Below are 19,898 nucleotides of genomic sequence, written 5' to 3' on the forward strand. Positions count from 1 at the left end.
TAGACGTGCCCGGGGCGCCGCGCTGGTGGGGCTGGCCCGCATCCAGCAGACCGACTGCGCGGCCGTCACCCTCACCGACGGTCTCGGCGGGCGCGACACCGTCCTGCTCATCTCCCCGACGCACCCCCTCCGTGCACTCTGGCTAGCGACCTGGTCGGCCCTGGGCCGGGATTGGGCCGCGCGCCTCGCCGGCGAGGACAAGCGCCGGGTCATCGCCGCGCGCGACTCCTTCCTTCAGGCCCTCTCACCCTTGGGTTTCCCGTTCGCCGTCCCGCGCCAGGACGGCCGACTCATGACAGCTGCGGACAACCTCACCCCGTACTGGGCCGCCTACCTGCCCAGCGAGACCGCCGACCCCCGTGGCCTGCTCGGCCGACTCACCACCGCGTTGCACCTCCCGGCTGTCGGCCCCCGTGCCGCAGGCGGAGCCGGTGCGTTGTCCGGTACGGCGCTCGCCGACCGGATCGAGCGGTACGTACGCCTCCACCCGTACGTCCGCACGCTGGTCATGAACGTCGTCAATGCAGGCCGCGCGGAGATCGTCGCCGACGCCCTCCTCGAACTGCAGCGTCGCACCCCCACCCGGGACCTCACCTACGACATTCGGCTGTGCGTGTCCGACCCGGAAGCCCCCGAGTCCGGTGCGGCGCTGGGTGAACTGATCAGCGCACAGAGCCAGTTCACCTCCACCGAGGCGGAGGCGTTCTTGCATGCCGCGGAAGGCACCCGGAGCGCGAAACTCGTCTACTCCGTCCGCTCGGTGGAGGAATTCAGCGAACCCGGAGCCGAGTTCGACGCCCATCTGACCGTGCTCATCGACGCCTTCGGCGGGGAACAGCACGGTTCTGTCACACGCCACGACATCGCGCACGCCCCAGTCCTCGGCCTGGTACAGGCGACGTCCTCCACGTACGAGGACAACGAGCAGCAGATCGTGTGGCGGACCATGCCACGCCACGGCATCGCCATGCCCGTCGAGGACGCGGAGGACCTTGCCAATCTCCTGAGCCGGCTGCCCGGACTCCTTGCCGGCGCCGCGGCCAACGTCGCCACCGCGGGACAGGCGCCGCGCCATGTGCCGTGCACCGTCCTTTCCCTCGACAACACCGACCGGGCCTTGCTCTACCGGGCCCACCAGGTCGGCGACTGGGTCGTCACCATCGACCGGACCCTCGGCTTGGAGTACTTCGACCACGCCGGACAACGCGACCGACCCGAGTACGTCATCGACTACGCGCCCTCGCTGGACAGCGGCCTCGGCCACCAGATCATGGTCAGCTCGAACTCGGTCGACGAACTGCGCACCCTGCTCGGACCGACCGCCCAGCAGCACGGGCTCGACGTCGAACAGCGCCACCTCAACACCTTCTTCGAGCAACTGCGCCTACTCTCTGGCAGCCTCGCCTTCAAGCTGGCCTCCACCGCCCCCACCCAGCGCACCGAAGTACTTGGCCTCGCCCTGGCCCGTCTCTACCTGGACTACCAGGACGCCCTGCACAACCAGATCGTGGTCCCTCTGGACGCCCACCCCGAGCTGTACGCCGAAGTCCGTCGCCAGGCCCGGGAACTTGGCGACGCCTTCTCCTTCCAGCGCAGCGACCTAGCCCTGTTCCACCTCGACATGCGGACACGGACCGTCACCTGCCGCCTTGTCGAGGTCAAGTGCTATACGGCGCTCGACGACATCGGCGCCTACCAGCGTCTCAAGGCCAAGGTCACTCAGCAGCTCGGACGGAGCCAGACCGTCCTCACGGAGTCCTTCGATCCGACCCACATCAACCCGGACCGGGTGGACCGGCCGGTCAAGAACCTGGCCCTCGGCTCCCTGCTCCGCTTCTACCTGGAGCGGGCGGCACGCCACGGGATCATGGGGCACGCTCCCAGGGCGGAGGCCCACGCGCTGCTAGACAGCCTCGACGACGGCTACGCCCTCCACTTCACTCGCAGCGGCCTGATCTTCGACCTTGCCCGCGAGGGAACCGACCGCGAACTCGATGACGAGGTGGAGTTCCACCGCATCGGCAGCGATCTGATCACCGAGCTGATCAATGCGATTCCCACTGTTCGGCCGGGCGTACCCGCGCCCACGGACCCAGCCGTTGAGGAGCAGGAGGAGAACGGAGCGGCCACCGCTCCCACCCTGGCACTGTCGCAGTTGGCTGTGCCACGGCTCTCCGACGCCGAGTTCCGGGCACCTGACGTACAGCACGAGGGGGATGCCAAAGATGCTCAGGAGGAAGACCGCGGGCAGGCCGGTGGGGGTACGGCAGTGCCCATCCTCGACACGGACGAGGTCGCGAACGGCAACGAGACCACGCCACTCACCGCACCTGAGCGTGCGGGCCGTGAGGCAGGTCCAGCCCAGTCCGTGGCAACTTTGACCGTGCCTGGTGCCGATGCGGCGGGGGCGGTCTCGGTGTCTCTTTCTCCGGAAGGAATCTCATCGGCTGCTCTTCCTCCGGGCGGTACCGGAAATCCGCTGCGGGCGGGCACCGTCCCTGAAAGCCAGGGCTTTCACGAGTCGACGACCATCGATGCCCAGTCCACCTCTGTCACACCGGGATCGGCTTCACCAGAGGGCCTCCCCGAGATCTTCCTCGGCGTCACGCGCCCCTCCCCACAACACGGTGTACTCGGCGAAGTGGCTGGCCGGAAAGTCGCGGTCGATCTCGACGAAACCCACACCATCAGCCTCTTCGGCGTACAAGGAGGCGGCAAGAGCTACACCCTGGGCAGCATCATCGAGATGGCCTCGCTGCCCGCCCCGCCGGTCAACGAACTTCCCCGTCCTCTCGCAACCGTGGTGTTCCACTACAGCCGCACCATGGACTACGCGCCGGAGTTCACTTCCATGGCGCGCCCAAATGATGACCAGGCGCAGCTCCAGGTCCTGAAGGAGCGCTACGGAGCCGACCCCCAAGCGCTGTCGGACGTGCTGCTGCTCGCCCCCGCCGACCAGGTCGCCGACCGCCGACGGGAATTCCCCGGCATCGACGTCCAGCTGCTCGCCTTCTCCTCCGCCGAACTCCAGGCATCCCACTGGCGCTTCCTCATGGGAGCGGTCGGTAACCAGTCAACGTACATCCGGCAGCTGACCCGCATCATGAAGTCGAACCGCAACAACCTGAACCTCGGCGTCATCCGGCAGGGCGTGGCCGATTCCGATATGCCCGACCACGTCAAGCAGCTGGCCCAGGAGCGGCTCAACCTCGCCGAGGACTACATCGACGACAATGCCCGGCTCACCAGCCTCATCCGACCCGGCCGACTGATCATCGTTGACCTCCGCGACGAGTACATCGAGAAGGACGAAGCACTCGGCCTCTTCGTCGTCCTGATGCAGCTGTTCGCCGAGGCGCGCAGCGGGGACGAACACTTCAACAAGCTGGTCGTCTTCGACGAAGCGCACAAGTACATCGACAGCCCGGACCTCGTCGCCGGCCTAGTCGAGACCGTCCGCGAGATGCGCCACAAGGGAATGAGCATCCTGGTCGCCAGCCAGGACCCGCCCTCCGTACCGATCTCCCTGATCGAACTCTCCGACCACGTTATCCTGCACAAGTTCACCTCGCCGGCCTGGTTGAAGCACCTCCAGAAGGCGAACACCGCCTTCGCCAGTTTGCGCTCTGAGCAGATGGCGCAGCTTCAGCCTGGCGAGGCGTACGTGTGGGCGAGTAAGTCCACTGACCCGGCGTTCACTCACGGAGCTGTCCGAATGCGATGCCGTCCTCGGGTGACCCGGCATGGCGGAGGGACGAAGACGGCGACGGGCGGACAGTGAGCTGGCAGCACGTCGTCACAGCGGGTGCTCCCACGAGGTGGGGGCAGGCTCAGCCCGTCACGGCGCCCGTCTACAACAGAGGACCCGCGCCTGCGTGGCGCGGGTCCTCTTCTGCGTGGCGAGGCGGTCAGCCGGAGGACTCGGATGCGCGGTCGGATTCCAGGCTGCGTCGCGAGGCCGGAGACGTCGGGCAGATGGCGGTTCACCTCGTCGACCAGGCATGGTCGGCGTGACACGACCGACATCGGACGTTGTCAGGCACTTCGGCGACAACTCTCCGTGACGGCGGACGGATACTCAAACGTCTCTGACGTACCGTCAACCATTCAAGATCATCTTGCACCTGCGTTGCACAAGGTGTTGAAAAACAACAGTGATCAGTGGAGGGCTGCGAAGGCAGGTATCCGCAGGTCAGCTCGCAGATTGAAGTGTCGTGCCCTTTGCCTCCAAGGGGCACGACACCTCGCCCGTCAGATGTCCCGGAAGATCTCGATCTGGGCGCCGACCGAGTTCAGGCGTTCGGCGAGATCCTCGTAACCCCGGTTGATGACATACACGTTGCGCAGTACCGACGTGCCCTCGGCCGCCATCATCGCCAGCAGGACGACCACGGCCGGCCGGAGGGCCGGAGGGCACATCATCTCGGCGGCGCGCCAGCGGGTCGGGCCCTCGACCAGGACCCGGTGGGGGTCCAGGAGTTGCAGGCGGCCGCCGAGGCGGTTGAGGTCGGTCAGATAGATCGCGCGGTTGTCGTAGACCCAGTCGTGGATCAGGGTCTGGCCCGAGGCGACCGCCGCGATCGCCGCGAAGAACGGGACGTTGTCGATGTTCAGGCCCGGGAAGGGCATGGGGTGGATCTTGTCGATCGGCGCTTCGAGCTTGGAGGGCCGCACCGTGAGGTCGACCAGACGCGTACGGCCGTTGTCCGCGAAGTACTCGGGGCTGCGGTCGTGGTCGAGCCCCATCTCCTCCAGGACCGCCAGCTCGATCTCCAGGAACTCGATCGGCACCCGGCGCACCGTCAGCTCGGACTCGGTCACCACGGCCGCGGCCAGCAGGCTCATCGCCTCGACCGGGTCCTCGGAGGGGGAGTAGTCGACGTCGGCGTCGATGTTCGGCACGCCGTGCACGGTGAGCGTGGTGGTGCCGATGCCCTCCACCTTCACGCCGAGCGCCTCCAGGAAGAAACACAGGTCCTGGACCATGTAGTTGGAGGAGGCGTTGCGGATGACGGTGACGCCGTCGTGCCGGGCGGCGGCCAGCAGGGCGTTCTCCGTCACGGTGTCGCCGCGCTCGGTCAGCACGATCGGGCGGTCCGGGCGCACCGTGCGGTCGACCCGCGCGTGGTACTGGCCCTCGGTGGCCGCGATGTCCAGACCGAACCGGCGCAGCGCGATCATGTGCGGCTCGATGGTCCGCGTGCCCAGGTCGCAGCCGCCGGCGTAGGGCAGCTTGAACTGGTCCACGCGGTGCAGCAGCGGACCGAGGAACATGATGATCGAACGGGTGCGTACGGCCGCTTCCGCGTCGATCGCCGCCATCTCCAGCTCGGCGGGCGGTACCAGCTCCAGGTCCACGCCGTCGTTGATCCAGCGGGTGCGGACACCGATGGAGTTCAGCACCTCCAGCAGGCGGTACACCTCCTCGATCCGCGCGACCCGGCGCAGCACCGTGCGCCCCTTGTTGAGCAGCGAGGCGCACAGCAGGGCCACGCAGGCGTTCTTGCTGGTCTTCACGTCGATGGCGCCGGACAGCCGACGGCCGCCGACCACGCGCAGATGCATCGGACCCGCGTAGCCCAGCGACACGATCTCGCTGTCCAGGGCCTCACCGATGCGGGCGATCATCTCAAGGCTGATGTTCTGGTTGCCGCGCTCGATGCGGTTGACCGCACTCTGGCTGGTGCCGAGAGCCTCCGCGAGCTGCGTCTGCGTCCAGCCGCGGTGCTGCCGCGCGTCACGGATGAGCTTGCCGATGCGTACGAGGTAGTCGTCTGACATGAGGTCGAGGTTATCTCAGATATGAGATGGCGCCTCTTGGGGGGTCCATTCGGGTGACGGCGGTGACGGACCGTCAACGGCCCCTCCGGATACGGGTCCCGTGCCTCCCGAAAGATCCGGGCAAATCAATCGATGTCGTACGACGTCCCGCAATCGCTGTGAGTGTGGAGCGGGCCGTGCGCGGATCCCGGTCTCCCTCGGGTACCCCGGGCGGCCCGGGTGAGGGCGCGGCGCCCGCATCGCGCCGGCGTCCACGGAGGCCGGGCGGCCGCGTCGACCGGTCGGCACTGTGAGCCGCGCCACGGGAATTCGCGCGCGCTCGACCCGGTCCGGGCATGACCATCCAGCGCCCATGTACTAGAGTTATCTCGACATCGAGATATCTGCCGAGGCGCACCGTAGCCGCCACCCCAGTAAGGGTTACCTAACTTAGCCTTACCTTAGCGGATCGGCCAAGCCGGCGTGGCGGCAGGATTGACGGTGGTACGCGCACATCAATGAAGGAGACTGTCGTGTCGGCGAACAGCTTCGACGCCCGCAGCACGCTGCAGGTGGGCGACGAGTCGTACGAGATCTTCCGGCTGGACAAGGTGGAGGGCTCGGCCCGCCTGCCGTACAGCCTCAAGGTCCTGCTGGAGAACCTGCTCCGCACGGAGGACGGCGCGAACATCACCGCCGACCACATCCGTGCCCTCGGCGGCTGGGACTCCCAGGCCCAGCCCAGCCAGGAGATCCAGTTCACGCCGGCCCGCGTGATCATGCAGGACTTCACCGGCGTTCCCTGTGTCGTGGACCTCGCGACCATGCGTGAGGCCGTGAAGGAGCTGGGCGGCGACCCCGCCAAGATCAACCCGCTGGCGCCGGCCGAGCTGGTCATCGACCACTCCGTGATCGCCGACAAGTTCGGCACCCACGACGCCTTCCAGCAGAACGTCGAGCTGGAGTACGGCCGCAACAAGGAGCGCTACCAGTTCCTGCGCTGGGGCCAGACCGCCTTCGACGAGTTCAAGGTCGTCCCGCCCGGCACCGGCATCGTCCACCAGGTCAACATCGAGCACCTGGCCCGCACGGTCATGGTGCGGGGCGGCCAGGCGTACCCCGACACCCTCGTCGGCACCGACTCGCACACCACCATGGTCAACGGTCTCGGCGTCCTCGGCTGGGGCGTCGGCGGCATCGAGGCCGAGGCGGCCATGCTCGGCCAGCCGGTCTCCATGCTCATCCCGCGCGTCGTCGGCTTCAAGCTCACCGGTGAGCTCCAGGCCGGCACCACCGCCACGGACCTCGTGCTCACCATCACCGAGATGCTCCGCAAGCACGGTGTGGTCGGCAAGTTCGTCGAGTTCTACGGCGAGGGCGTCGCCGCCACCTCCCTGGCCAACCGCGCCACCATCGGCAACATGTCGCCGGAGTTCGGCTCCACCGCCGCGATCTTCCCGATCGACGACGAGACCCTGAACTACCTGCGCCTGACCGGCCGCAGCGACCAGCAGGTCGCGCTCGTCGAGGCGTATGCCAAGGAGCAGGGCCTCTGGCTGGACCCGAAGGCCGAGCCCGACTTCTCCGAGAAGCTCGAGCTGGACCTGTCCACGGTCGTGCCCTCCATCGCCGGCCCGAAGCGCCCGCAGGACCGCATCGTCCTCGCCGAGGCCGCCCAGCAGTTCGCCAAGGACGTCCTCAACTACGTCGAGGCCCCCGTCGCGCCGCAGTCCGCCGCCGCGGCCTCCCCGGTCGACGAGGCGAGCGCCGAGTCCTTCCCGGCCTCCGACGCCCCGGCCTACGGCAGCCAGGAGAACGGCGCGGGCGCCCCGCAGCACGGCCAGGGCACCGGCGCCGTACCGTCCAACCCGGTCCGGGTGACCGCCCCCGACGGCAGCACCTACGAGCTGGACCACGGCGCGGTGACCGTTGCCGCGATCACCTCCTGCACCAACACCTCCAACCCGTACGTCATGGTCGCCGCCGCGCTCGTCGCGAAGAAGGCCGTGGAGAAGGGCCTGACCCGCAAGCCGTGGGTCAAGACCACCCTCGCCCCGGGTTCGAAGGTCGTCACCGACTACTTCGACAAGGCCGGTCTGACCCCGTACCTCGACAAGGTCGGCTTCAACCTGGTCGGCTACGGCTGCACCACCTGCATCGGCAACTCCGGCCCGCTGCCGGACGAGGTCTCCAAGGCGGTCAACGACCACGACCTCGCGGTCACCTCGGTCCTCTCCGGCAACCGCAACTTCGAGGGCCGGATCAACCCCGACGTCAAGATGAACTACCTGGCGTCCCCGCCGCTGGTCGTCGCGTACGCCCTCGCGGGTTCCATGAAGGTGGACATCACCCGGGACGCGCTCGGCACCGACCAGGACGGCAACCCCGTCTACCTGAAGGACATCTGGCCCTCCGAGGCCGAGGTCAACGACGTCGTGGCGAACGCCATCGGCGAGGACATGTTCAACAAGTCCTACCAGGACGTCTTCGCGGGCGACGCCCAGTGGCAGTCGCTGCCCATCCCGACCGGCAACACCTTCGAGTGGGACGCGGAGTCGACCTACGTCCGCAAGCCCCCGTACTTCGAGGGCATGGAGCACGAGCCGTCCCCGGTCGCCGACATCGCCGGCGCCCGCGTCCTGGCCAAGCTGGGCGACTCGGTCACCACCGACCACATCTCCCCGGCCGGTGCGATCAAGGCCGACACCCCGGCCGGCCAGTACCTCACGGAGCACGGCGTCGAGCGCCGCGACTTCAACAGCTACGGCTCCCGTCGCGGCAACCACGAGGTCATGATCCGCGGTACGTTCGCCAACATCCGCCTGCGCAACCAGATCGCGCCGGGCACCGAGGGCGGCTACACCCGCGACTTCACCCAGCCCGACGGCCCGGTGTCGTTCATCTACGACGCCTCGCGCAACTACATCGAGCAGGGCATCCCGCTGGTCGTCCTGGCCGGCAAGGAGTACGGCTCCGGCTCGTCCCGCGACTGGGCGGCCAAGGGCACCGCGCTGCTCGGCGTCAAGGCCGTCATCGCCGAGTCCTACGAGCGCATCCACCGCTCCAACCTCATCGGCATGGGCGTCCTGCCGCTGCAGTTCCCTGAGGGCCAGAACGCCGAGTCCCTCGGTCTGACCGGCGAGGAGACCTTCTCCTTCACCGGCGTCGAGGAGCTCAACAACGGCACCACGCCGCGCACGGTCAAGGTCACCACCGACACCGGTGTCGAGTTCGACGCGGTCGTCCGCATCGACACCCCCGGTGAGGCCGACTACTACCGCAACGGCGGCATCATGCAGTACGTGCTGCGCAGCCTGCTCCGCAAGTAACCGGCACGCCACGGTCACCGAGGGCCGCATCCCCGCTTCCGGGGGTGCGGCCCTCGCACCTTTCCCGCCCCCGTGGCGTCTCGTCGGCCGGGGGTGCCGCCCTGCGGCCCGCCACCCCCTTCGGTGCCCCTCGGCCCCACCGCAGTGGCCCCTCACGTCCCCCCACGGCCTCTCGGCGGCCCCGCGCGCCACCCCGCCGGCAACCTGTCGCGGCCTTCCGGCGCAGATCCCTCAGCACCCCTCACGCGGCCTGACGCGGCCTGACACGGCCAGGCGCCACCCGCGGCCGGCGCACCCGTTCACTCCGCCAGGAGCGCGTCCAGGTCCGGGATCGCCAGCTCGGCCCAGATCACCTTGCCGTGCGGGGTGTACCGGGTGCCCCAGCGCTCGGCGAGCTGGGAGACCAGGAACAGGCCCCGGCCGCCCTCGTCGGTCATCGCGGCGTACCGCAGATGCGGCGAGGTGCTGCTGCCGTCGGCCACCTCGCAGATCAGCGTGCGGTCGTGGATCAGCCGCACATGGATGGGATCGGAGGCATAGCGGATGGCGTTGGTGATCAGCTCGCTGAGGACGAGTTCCATGCCGAAGCCCAGCTCGGACAGGCCCCACTCCTCGAGCGTGTCGGACACCGCGAGACGCATGCCCGACACGGCCGCCGGGTCCCGCGGCACGTCCCAGTCGGCCACGCGCTCGGCCGGCAGGGCCCGGGTGCGCGCGATGAGCAGCGCGATGTCGTCCTTGGGACGCTCGGGCAGCAGCTCGTCCAGCACCGCCTGACAGCTCTCCTCCGGCGTTCGGTCGGGGTGTCCGGCCAGGGCCAGGCGCAGCAGCTCCATGCCCTCGTCCAGGTCCCGTGCGCGGTCCTCGATGAGGCCGTCGGTGTACAGCACGAGCTGGCTGCCCTCGGCCAGCTCCAGCTCGGCCGTCTGGAACGGCAGACCGCCGAGGCCCAGCGGCGGCCCGGCCGGCACGTCGAGGAACGCGACACTGCCGTCCGGCGCGACCAGCGCGGGCACCAGATGCCCGGCCCGGGCCATGACGCAGCGGCGCGTCACCGGGTCGTAGATCGCGTACAGACAGGTGGCGCCCACGATCTCGTCGGCCGTCTCCGGACAGGCCTCGTTCTGGTCGATGCGGCCGACCAGCTCGTCCAGATGGCTGAGCAGCTCGTCCGGCGGCAGGTCGAGGGTGGAGAAGTTGTGCACCGCCGTCCGCAGCCGCCCCATGGTCGCCGCCGCGTGCAGACCGTGACCGACGACGTCGCCGACGGACAGCGCCACCCGGCCGCCGGGCAGCGGGATCACGTCGAACCAGTCGCCGCTCACGCCAGACTGGGCGGGCAGATAGCGGTAGCCGACGTCGAGGGCGCTCTGCTCGGGCAGGGCCCGGGGCAGCAGACTGCGCTGGAGGGTGACCGCCAGCGCGTGCTCGCGGGTGTACCGGCGGGCGTTGTCGATGCTGACCGCGGCCCGAGCCACCAGCTCCTCCGCCAGGGACAGCTCCTCCTCGTCGAAGGGTTCCCGTTTGGAGCGCCAGAAGTTGGCCATGCCCAGCACCACACCGCGGGCCTGGATCGGGGCGGCGATCAGCGAGTGGATGCCGTAGTCCAGGATCCGCCGGGTCCGGTCCGGGTCCTGGACCAGCCAGCCCTCCGCGGTCGACAGGTCGGGCACCAGTTCCGAGCGGCCGGAGCCGTAGCCGCGCGCCTGCGGTGTGGACGGCAGGAAGTCGATCAGCCGGCCCTGTTCGTACAGCGGATGGTCGTCCTGGATGCCGCTGACGGCGACGCGCCGCACCTCCGTCGCGGTGGGCAGCGGTTCCTCGCCGTGCAGCACGGCGTCGGCCAGGTCCACGGTGACGAAGTCGGCGAACCGCGGGACGGCGACCTGCGCCAGCTCGTCGGCCGTGCGGACCACGTCGAGGGTGGTGCCGATGCCGAGACCCGCGTCGTAGAGCAGCTCCAGCCGCTCCCGGGTGACCTCCGCCCGGCCCGACACCGCCTGCAGCTCGGTGGAGTCGCGCAACGTCACCACCGTCCCCCGGGGACCGCCGGCGCCGTCCGTGGGCCGCTGGTTGACCGCCAGCAGCCGCCCCCCGGCGAAGTGCACCTCGTCGCTGGCCTCGCGCCCGGAGACGAGCAGCTCGACCGTGGCGGGGTCGAGGTCCGACAGCTCCCGCACGTTGTGCCCCTCGGCCTCGGCGGGCAGCTCCAGCAGGCGTCTCGCCTCGTCGTTGGCGAGCAGCAGCCGCCCGTCGTCACTGACGATGAGCACCCCCTCCCGCACGGAGTGCAGCACGGTGTCGTGGTGCTCGTACATACGGGTCATCTCGTCGGGGGCCAGGCTGTGGGTCTGGCGCCGCAGCCTCCTGCCCACCAGGGCCGTACCGCCGGTCGACACCACGAGCGCCCCGGCGCCGGCGGCCAGGATGATCGGCAGCTGCCGGTCCACCTGGCTGGTCACGTTCTTCACCTTCAGCCCGGCGGAGACCAGGGCGACCACCCGGCCGTGGGCGTCGACGACGGGGACGGTCGCCTGCTCCTCGTGGCCGAGCGGGCCGTGGACGCTCTCCGTGTAGACCTTCCCGGCCAGCGACGGACCGATCGTGCCCACGAACCGCTGGCCGATCTTGCTCGGAATGGGGTGGGTGTAGCGGATGCCCTTGGTGTCCATGACCACGATGAAGTCGACGCCCGCGGTCTTGCGGGCCGCCTCGGTGAGCGGCTGGAGTTCCTTCGACGGGTCGGGGGAGTGCACCGCCTGCACGAGCCCGGGGGAGTGCGCGAAGGTCTGCGCCACGGCTATGGATCGCCGCCTGGCCTCCACGCTGCTGTCACGTTCCGACTGCAGGACGAGAGCGATGACGCCGCAGACGACGAGCAGGACCACCAGTACCACCTGAACGAGCAGCACCTGCCCGGCGACGCTGCGCGGGCTCCTGCCGACCACGGCATGCCATGCCATACGCCTGAATCGGGCGAATCGGTCCGACATGCGGCATTTGTAGCACCGGTACATGTCTGTGACTACGTCGGTCCACGAGATGGACGCAGGTTTTGCTCCCCCATGAACCCCGGTGACTCACTGCTGTCACAGGAGCCACTTCCGTGTCCCTCCCGTGCGGGTGCCGCTACGGAACGCGCTCGGAGCGGAAGCGCGGCTTGTGCGCCGACTTCGTGCGCGACAACGTTGTCTTCTGTTCTGTACATGACCTTACCGCGTCAACCGACAACGATGTCAACCCACTTGGTGTAACCCGACCGGACGGTCCCGGCGCGCGCCGCCGCGGGCGCGGGCGGTCTTCCGTGGTACCGGTGGCACACGCTACTGTCCCTGCGGCTTGTGCGACCGGTGGTGCGCGACCCGTCCGACTCCAGGAAGGGCCGCGTGATGCGTTTCCGACCCATGTCCCTGCTGCTGGCCGCGCTGCTCGCGACCGGCGGCGCCGCGACCCCCGCCCTCGCGGCGACCGCCGCGCCCCCCGGCCTCGTCGGGGACCCCACCCCCTACGTCGACCCGCTGATCGGCACCGCCAACGGCGGTGACGTCTTCCCCGGCGCCGTGGTGCCGTTCGGCATGCTCTCCTGGAGCCCGGAGAACACCCGGGGCGACGCCACGAGAACCGCGGCGCCGGGCGGTTACCGGTACGACGCCACCCGCATCCGGGGTTTCGGCCTCACCCACATGTCCGGCACCGGCTGCGCGGGCGGCGGCGGTGACATCCCCTTCTTCCCGTACGCCGGCGAGGTCACCTCCTCCCCGGCGAGCGACACCGGGGACGCCCTGTACGCCGCCGACTTCACCCACGCCCACGAGACGGCCGAACCCGGCCACTACAAGGTCTCGATGTCCTCCGGCGTCACCGCCGACCTCACCGCCACCACGCGCACCGGCTCCGCCCGCTTCGCCTTCCCGGCCGGCAAGCCCGCCTCGCTGCTGGTGCGCACCGCCAATTCCGAGGTCGGCTCGGAGGACTCGACGATCAGCATCGACCCGGCCACCCGTACTGTCTCCGGCTCGGTCACCTCCGGCAACTTCTGCGGCTACCTCGACCCCGAAGGCCGCCGCGCCTACTACACCCTGTACTTCACCGCCCGTTTCGACCGCGCCTTCAAGGCCGTCGGCACCTGGCGGGACGACAGGCTCGACCCCGGCTCCACCCGGGCCTCCGGCGGCACCGGCGGCTTCTCGCACGACGGACGGCCCGTCGCCGGCAAGGGCGCCGGGGGCTATGTGGAGTTCGCGCCCGGCGAGCGGCCGGTCGACGTCAAGGTTGGCATCTCCTACGTCAGCCGGAAGGCCGCCGAGGCGAACCTCGCGGCCGAGAACCCGCCGGGCCGCTCCTTCGGCGCGGTCGAGCAGGCGGCGCGCCGGGCTTGGCGCGAGCGGCTGGGCGCCGTCCGGGTCGGCGGCGGCACGGACGCCGAGCGCACCACCTTCTACACCGCGCTCTACCACTCGCTGCTGCACCCGAACGTCATCAGCGACGCCGACGGCCGCTACCGCGGAGCCGACGGCCGCCCGCACGCCGTGGGCCGCCGGCAGCACGCGCAGTACGGCACCTTCTCGGGCTGGGACGTCTACCGCGACCAGGTGCAGCTGCTGACCCTGCTGGACCCGCGCACCGGCTCCGACATCGCCCAGTCGCTGTACCAACTCGCCCGGCAGAACGGCGGGGTCTGGGACCGCTGGCTGCACGGCGCGAGCGGCACCCATGTGATGAACGGCGACCCCTCGCCGACCGCCCTGGCCGGCATCCGCGCCTTCGGCGGCACCGGCTTCGACCTCGACGGAGCCCTGGACTCGCTGGTCCGGGCGGCGACTGTGCCCACGAAGCAGGACCTGTCCGCGGCCGGCAAGCCGGTGCTGTCGGTGGGGCAGCGCCCCTCGCTCGACAAGTACCTGGCGCTGCACTACATGCCGAGCGTGTCCAACGCCTGGGGCGGCGCCGCCGAGACCCTGGAGATGTCCACGGCCGACTTCTCGATCTCCCAGCTCGCCCGGGCGGCGGGAAGGAAGGACATCGCCGACGGCTTCGCGCGCCGGGCCCAGTGGTGGCAGAACAGCTTCGACGTCGCGGCCGACCCGGGCGGCGGCTACATCGCCGACCGCAAGGCCGACGGCAGCTGGGTCACCGGCTTCACCCCCGGCACCGGCACCGGATTCGTCGAGGGCACGTCGGCCCAGTACACCTGGATGGTGCAGCACGACCCGGCGGGCCTGTTCGCGGCGATGGGCGGCCGGGACAAGGCCCTGGCCCGGCTGGACGACTTCTTCCACGACGCCGACGGCGACTGGGCCTTCACCGGCCACGGCGGCACCAAGTCCGAGCTGGACAACGAGCCGTCGATCAACGTGCCCTACCTGTACGACTACGCAGGCGCCCCGTACAAGACACAGCAGACCGTCCGCGCGGTGATGCGGCGGTTGTGGTCCACCGAGCCCGGTGGCATCCCGGGCAACGACGACCTCGGCGCGATGTCGTCCTGGTACGTCTTCTCCGCCCTCGGCATGTATCCGCAGGTGCCCTCGCGGGCCGAACTGGTGCTGGCGTCACCGCTGTTCGAGCGGGTGGAGATCCACCGCCCGGGCGGCAACGACATCTCCGTCCACGCGGCCGGGGCCGCGGCCGACGCGCCCTACGTCCAGTCACTGAAGGTCGACGGCCGCGCGTTCGGCCGGCCCTGGCTGCCGGCGTCCTTCGTCCGGGACGGCGGCCGCCTCGACTACACCCTGTCCACCGTCCCGAACCGCGCCTGGGGCGCCGACAGCCCGCCGCCGTCCTTCCGGGAGGGCGAACAGCCGTACCAGATCGGGGTCGGTCCGACCGCCGCCACCATCGCGCCCGGGGGCAGCGCGAAGATCGTGGTCCGGGCGCTGTCGCTGAACGGCGGCACCGGTCCCGAGGTGCGCTTCCGTGTGCGGACCCCGGCCGGCGTCACCGCGACGCCCGACGAGGGCACGGTGACCGAAGGCGCCCGGGAGATCACCCTCACGGCTGCCGGGGACGCCGCCCAGGGCTTCGCCGACGCCCAGGTCACGGTGGTCTCGGGTGACACCGAGTACCGGCAACCGGTCGCCCTGACCGTGGCCGCCCCGGGCACCCTCCTCGCCGCCTACGACACCACCGGCGTCTCCGACGACGAGGGCGACCACGCCGAGGCCGACTTCGACGGCGGCGGCTGGAGTTACTCCCGCCAGGCCCTCGCCGCGGCAGGCCTCACCCCGGGCGGCCGGGGCACGGCCCGCGGCCTCGCCTTCACCTGGCCCGACTCGCCCGCCGGCCGCCCCGACAACGCCTCGGCGTCCGGCCAGACCATCGAACTGACCGCACCCGCACAGGAGTTGTCCTTCATCGGCAGCGCGGTCAACGGCGACCAGCGGGCCGAGGCGACCGTCACCTACACCGACGGCACGACCGGCACCGTCGACCTGTCCTTCACCGACTGGACGGAGGGCGGCGGAGGCGGCGGCGTCCGGTACGGCAACGAGGTCGTCGCCCGGACCGCCTACCGCAACGTCGCCGGCGCGGACAGGGACCCGGTCGCCACCTACGTCTTCGCGACCAGGCCCGTCACCGCCCCCGACGGCCGGGCCTTCCGGAGCGTCCGGCTGCCGCGCGACACGGACCTGCACGTGTTCACGCTCGCCACGCGCTGACCACCGGCACGACGAGGGGGCGGACCCGGACGGGCCCGCCCCCTCGGTCGTGCCCGGCTCAGGCCAGCAGCTCCACCTCCGCCAGCGTGGACTCGCCGTCCAGGACCAGGCGGTAGCGGGTGTACGTCCCGGGCGCGGCGATGCCGAAGGCCCGGGTCTGCCGGTCCCAGGCGAACGTCTCGCCGGAGCGATGGTCCAGGGTCCGCCAGGCGGTGCCGTCCGTGGAGCCCTGCAGGGTCCAACCGGTCGGCGCCTTCGTGTGGTCCGCCGCCGAGGTCAGCGTGTACTGCACCGGCCGTGCGGCGCCGGAGACCGGCAGATCCACCGAGGTCACCGTCGCGCTCGTCGCCGAGGTGTTGTCGGACAGGGCTCCGGCACCCTCCACGATGTCCGCGCGGGGCGTGGGCACCTTGTCGTCCCGGGTGATGGAGACCGGGGCCGCGTCCTTGCCCGTACCCCAGGTGGAGGGCTTGTCCCCCATGGAGAACTCCAGCACTCCGCCCTTGGACAGCAGCGAGTGCGGCAGCGAGGTGGACCTCCAGGGACGGCCGTCGAAGCTCACCCCCTGCACATAGACGTTCTTCGCGCTGTTCCGCGGAGCCTTGACCACCAGGTCCCGGCCGTTCTCCAGGTGCACGGTGACCTTCTTGAACAGCGGGGAGCCGATGGAGTACTCACCGCTGCCCATGACCAGCGGATAGAAGCCGAGCGCGGAGAACAGGTACCAGCCCGACTGCTCGCCGTTGTCCTCGTCCCCGTGGTACCCCTGCCCGATCTCGCTGCCGGTGTAGAGGCGGGCGAGCGCCTCGCGCACGTACGCCTGCGCCTTCCAGGGCTGGCCGGCCGCGTCGTACATGTAGATCACGTGGTGCGCGACCTGGTTGGAGTGGCCGTACATGCCCATCCGCACATCCCGCGCCTCGGTCATCTCGTGGATGACACCGCCGTAGGAGCCCACGTAGTCGGGGGAGGCCGTCTCCGGTGTGCCGAAGTACTCGTCCAGCTTGTCCCCGAGGGCCTGCCGCCCGCCGTAGAGGTTGGCCAGGCCCCGGCTGTCCTGCGGGGCGGTGAAGGCGTAGCCCCAGCCGTTGGTCTCCGTGTAGTCGTAGCCCCACACCCGCGGGTCGTACTTCGAGGAGTCCACGCGCCAGTCGCCCTTGGCGTCCCGGCCCTGGAAGAAGCCGGACCCGGAGTCGAACAGCTTCACGTAGTCCTGGGCCCGGTTGAGGAAGTACCGCGACTCCTCCCGGTAGCGCTTCTCGCCCGTCTCGCGGTACAGCCCCTCGCCCATCCTCGCGATGCCGTAGTCGTTGACATAGCCCTCCATCGCCCACGACAGGCCCTCGCCCGTGTCGGTGCTGGTGTAGCCGAGGAAGGGCGAGGTGCTCATGCCCTTGCGGCCCACCCCGGAGGCCGGCGGGACGACGGTCGCGTTCTTCACCGCCGCGTCGTAGGCCGCCTTCGCGTCGAACTTCACACCCTTGACGTACGCGTCCGCGAACGCCACGTCGGAGGAGGTGCCGGTCATCAGGTCCGCGTAGCCGGGGGAGGACCAGCGGGAGGTCCAGCCGCCGTCCTTGTACTGCTGCACGAACCCGTCGACCATCTCGCCCGCCTGCGACGGTGTCAGGAACGAGTACGCCGGCCAGGTGGTCCGGTACGTGTCCCAGAACCCGTTGTTGACGTACACCTTGCCGTCGACGATCTTCGCCCCGGTGTGCGTGGGGGTGTCCGGACCCGGCATGGGGGAGAACGGCGAGGCGTAGCGGTCCTTGCCGTCGACCTGCTCGAAGCCGGAGTTGGGGTACAGGTAGAGCCGGTACAGGCCGGAGTACAGCGTGGTCAGCTGGTCCGGCGTCGCGCCCTCCACCTCGACCTTGCCCAGCAGCCTGTCCCAGGTGCGCTGGGCGCGTGTGCGGACCGTGTCGAAGGACGTGCCGTCCGGCACCTCCCGACGCAGGTTCTCCTTCGCCTGGTCGATGCCGACGAGCGAGGTCGCCAGCCGCAGGGTGACGGTGCGGTCGGCGCCCGCGTCGAAGCGCAGGAAGCCCTTCACGCCGCTCGACGCGCCGTCCGTCACCGGCTTGTCGAACTCGCCGTACACGAACAGCCGGGTGGCGCCGGCGGACAGGCCCGACTTCACGTCCGAGTAGCCGGTGACGATCCCGTGCTCCTTGTCGAGCGTCAGTCCCGCCTGCTCGGTGACGTTGTCGAACAGGACGCTCGCGTCGTCGCCGGGATAGGTGAAGCGCAGCACCGCCGCGTGGTCGGTCGGTGTCATCTCCGCCTTGAGCCCGTTCTCGAACCGGACCCCGTAGTAGTACGGCCGCGCGGTCTCGTTCTCGTGCCGGAAGGCCAGCTCGCGCGCGTCGCGACCGGTGTCCGGGGTGCCGGACGCGGCCGACGGCATCAGCTGGAAGGTCTGCCGGTCACCCATCCAGGGGCTCGGCTCGTGGCTCGCGCTGAACGCCTGGATCGTCGGCAGGTTGTCGTCGTTGTTCGCACGCGCGTACTCGTAAAGCCAGCTCAGCGAAGACGCGTTGGTCACCGGCGTCCAGAAGTTGAAGCCATGGGGGAGTGCCGTCGCCGGGAAGTCGTTGCCGCGCGAGAAGCTGCCGCTGGAGTTGGTGCCGCGGGTGGTCAGCGCGTAGTCCGACAGGTGCGCCTTGGGCCGCTCGGGCGCCACCGGCCGCAGGGCCACGTCGTCTATCCAGCCGCGGAACTTCGCCGGCCCGTCGGGGGAGTCGTACGCCACCAGGATCCGGTCGACCGTCTTGCCGGCCGCCACCGAGCCGATCCGCGAGGCCACGTCGTTCCACTGGTTGACGTACAGGGACTTCGACGCGCCCTGACCGCGCGGAGACAGCGGGAAGCCGTGCTCGTCCAGCGCGCCCAGGCCGCTGAGGTAGGTGCCGTCGGTGAAGGCCAGGTCGACGGAGACGTTCGTGGCGTCGTAGTCGAGGTCGCCGTCGGCCATCGAGGGGAAGACGCGGTACGACAGCCGGGTGTCGCGGCCGACCCGCACGTTCACGTCGAAGACCTTGTTGTACGAGTACGCCCGGCCGCCCGCCGTGTGCCGCCCGGCGTAACGCAGGGCACGCTTTCCGGTGAAGCCGGCCCGGGCCTTGGCGGTCGGGGAGCCGCTCGGGCCCTTGTCGACGAGGGTCAGCATGTCCTGCGGCACCGGTCCGCCCCCGCCGCCGGTGGAGAACTGCACGTCGGCCAGTTGCAGGATGTCCGGGGCGCCGTTGTTCCGGGTCACCTCCAGCCGGAAGTGCTGGTACTCGGCCGGCTGCGCGAGGTCGTAGGACTTGGTCTGGAACCGCTCGGTGAAGTTCTCGCCCGTGCGGGTGTCGAGGGTCTTCCAGTCCTTGCCGTCGGCGGAGCCCAGCAGGGTCCAGTCCTTCGGGTCCCGGGTGTCGTAGTCGTTGGCCGACGTGAGCGCGTACGTCCGCAGTCCGATGGGTTTGTCCAGATCGAACTCCGCCCAGCCGGTGGGGGCGAAGGTCAGCCATTTGGTCCCGGGCTCACCGTCGACGAGGTTCTCCTTCACCTCGCCGGCGACCGCGTTCTCCCCGCTCGCCCGCACCTCGGTGACATGGTCGGTCACATTGCCCGGAATGCCGGTGCTGTAGCCGCCGTCGACACCCGAGGCGCGCTTGGCGCCGTCCGCCGAGGTGTCCACGGTGTTCAGCCAGTCCGGCGCCGGATCGCCCGCCTCGAACGAGGAGGCGAACTCCTGTCCGGCGGCCGGAGCCTTGGCGGGCAGGGCGACCGCCGCGCCCTGGGCGCCGGCGGCCATGACGAAGGCGGCCGTGAGGACGACCGCCGGACTCCATCTGTGCCGAGTTCTCCGGTGCATCTACGGAATTCCCCTCCTGTGACCGGGTGGACAACGTTGTCAGGATCGGTGCGCAGGAACCAGTAGGTCGTCAAGTGACCACTGATGTCAAGGGTGTTGAGTGAGCCATTCAGGGGCTTGTGTCGCGGATTTTTCCGGCGAAGCGCGCACTGGCCCCTCATATTTCCGAGAGGTCTCAACTCGGAAAAGACCCACCGGGAACCTTGCATTCGATCTTGCTCCGTCGGCGTGAAGTGGACTATACCTGTCGGCGTTTCCCGCATGACCCTGCACTACCCGACAGCGGTG

Annotated in this window: 6 protein-coding genes; 3 read left to right on the forward strand and 3 right to left on the reverse strand. The window is 69.9% G+C overall.

Annotated features, from left to right (window positions below; all coding sequences use genetic code 11):
- The first annotated feature begins 25 nt into the window (after nucleotides 1-25).
- The gene (locus ACIBA9_RS16970) at nucleotides 26-3,781 is read left to right on the forward strand and encodes a hypothetical protein (protein WP_399363668.1); all 3,756 of its coding nucleotides are present in this window, start codon (nucleotides 26-28) and stop codon (nucleotides 3,779-3,781) included.
- 470 nt (nucleotides 3,782-4,251) lie between these two features.
- On the opposite strand, the gene ACIBA9_RS16975 is transcribed toward ACIBA9_RS16970, so the two are convergent.
- Complete coding sequence (locus ACIBA9_RS16975) at nucleotides 4,252-5,781, reverse strand: UDP-N-acetylglucosamine 1-carboxyvinyltransferase (RefSeq protein WP_362152902.1); 1,530 nt, start codon at nucleotides 5,779-5,781, stop codon at nucleotides 4,252-4,254.
- Between the two features lie 512 nt (nucleotides 5,782-6,293).
- Between ACIBA9_RS16975 and ACIBA9_RS16980 the strand changes: the two genes are divergently transcribed.
- A complete protein-coding gene (locus ACIBA9_RS16980) occupies nucleotides 6,294-9,089 on the forward strand; it encodes an aconitate hydratase (protein ID WP_399363670.1) in 2,796 nt (931 codons plus the stop codon).
- Nucleotides 9,090-9,388: 299 nt separating this feature from the next.
- On the opposite strand, the gene ACIBA9_RS16985 is transcribed toward ACIBA9_RS16980, so the two are convergent.
- Nucleotides 9,389-12,082, reverse strand: a complete 2,694-nt coding sequence (locus tag ACIBA9_RS16985; RefSeq protein ID WP_399363672.1) for a SpoIIE family protein phosphatase — start codon at nucleotides 12,080-12,082, stop codon at nucleotides 9,389-9,391.
- 396 nt (nucleotides 12,083-12,478) lie between these two features.
- Between ACIBA9_RS16985 and ACIBA9_RS16990 the strand changes: the two genes are divergently transcribed.
- Nucleotides 12,479-15,748, forward strand: coding sequence for a GH92 family glycosyl hydrolase (locus tag ACIBA9_RS16990; protein WP_399363674.1), 3,270 nt, complete (start codon nucleotides 12,479-12,481; stop codon nucleotides 15,746-15,748).
- Nucleotides 15,749-15,806: 58 nt separating this feature from the next.
- On the opposite strand, the gene ACIBA9_RS16995 is transcribed toward ACIBA9_RS16990, so the two are convergent.
- A complete protein-coding gene (locus ACIBA9_RS16995) occupies nucleotides 15,807-19,610 on the reverse strand; it encodes a GH92 family glycosyl hydrolase (RefSeq protein ID WP_399363676.1) in 3,804 nt (1,267 codons plus the stop codon).
- Between the last annotated feature and the right edge of the window lie 288 nt (nucleotides 19,611-19,898).

Origin of the sequence: Streptomyces sp. NPDC051452, from assembly GCF_044454765.1 — a bacterium.
Lineage (GTDB): Bacteria > Actinomycetota > Actinomycetes > Streptomycetales > Streptomycetaceae > Streptomyces.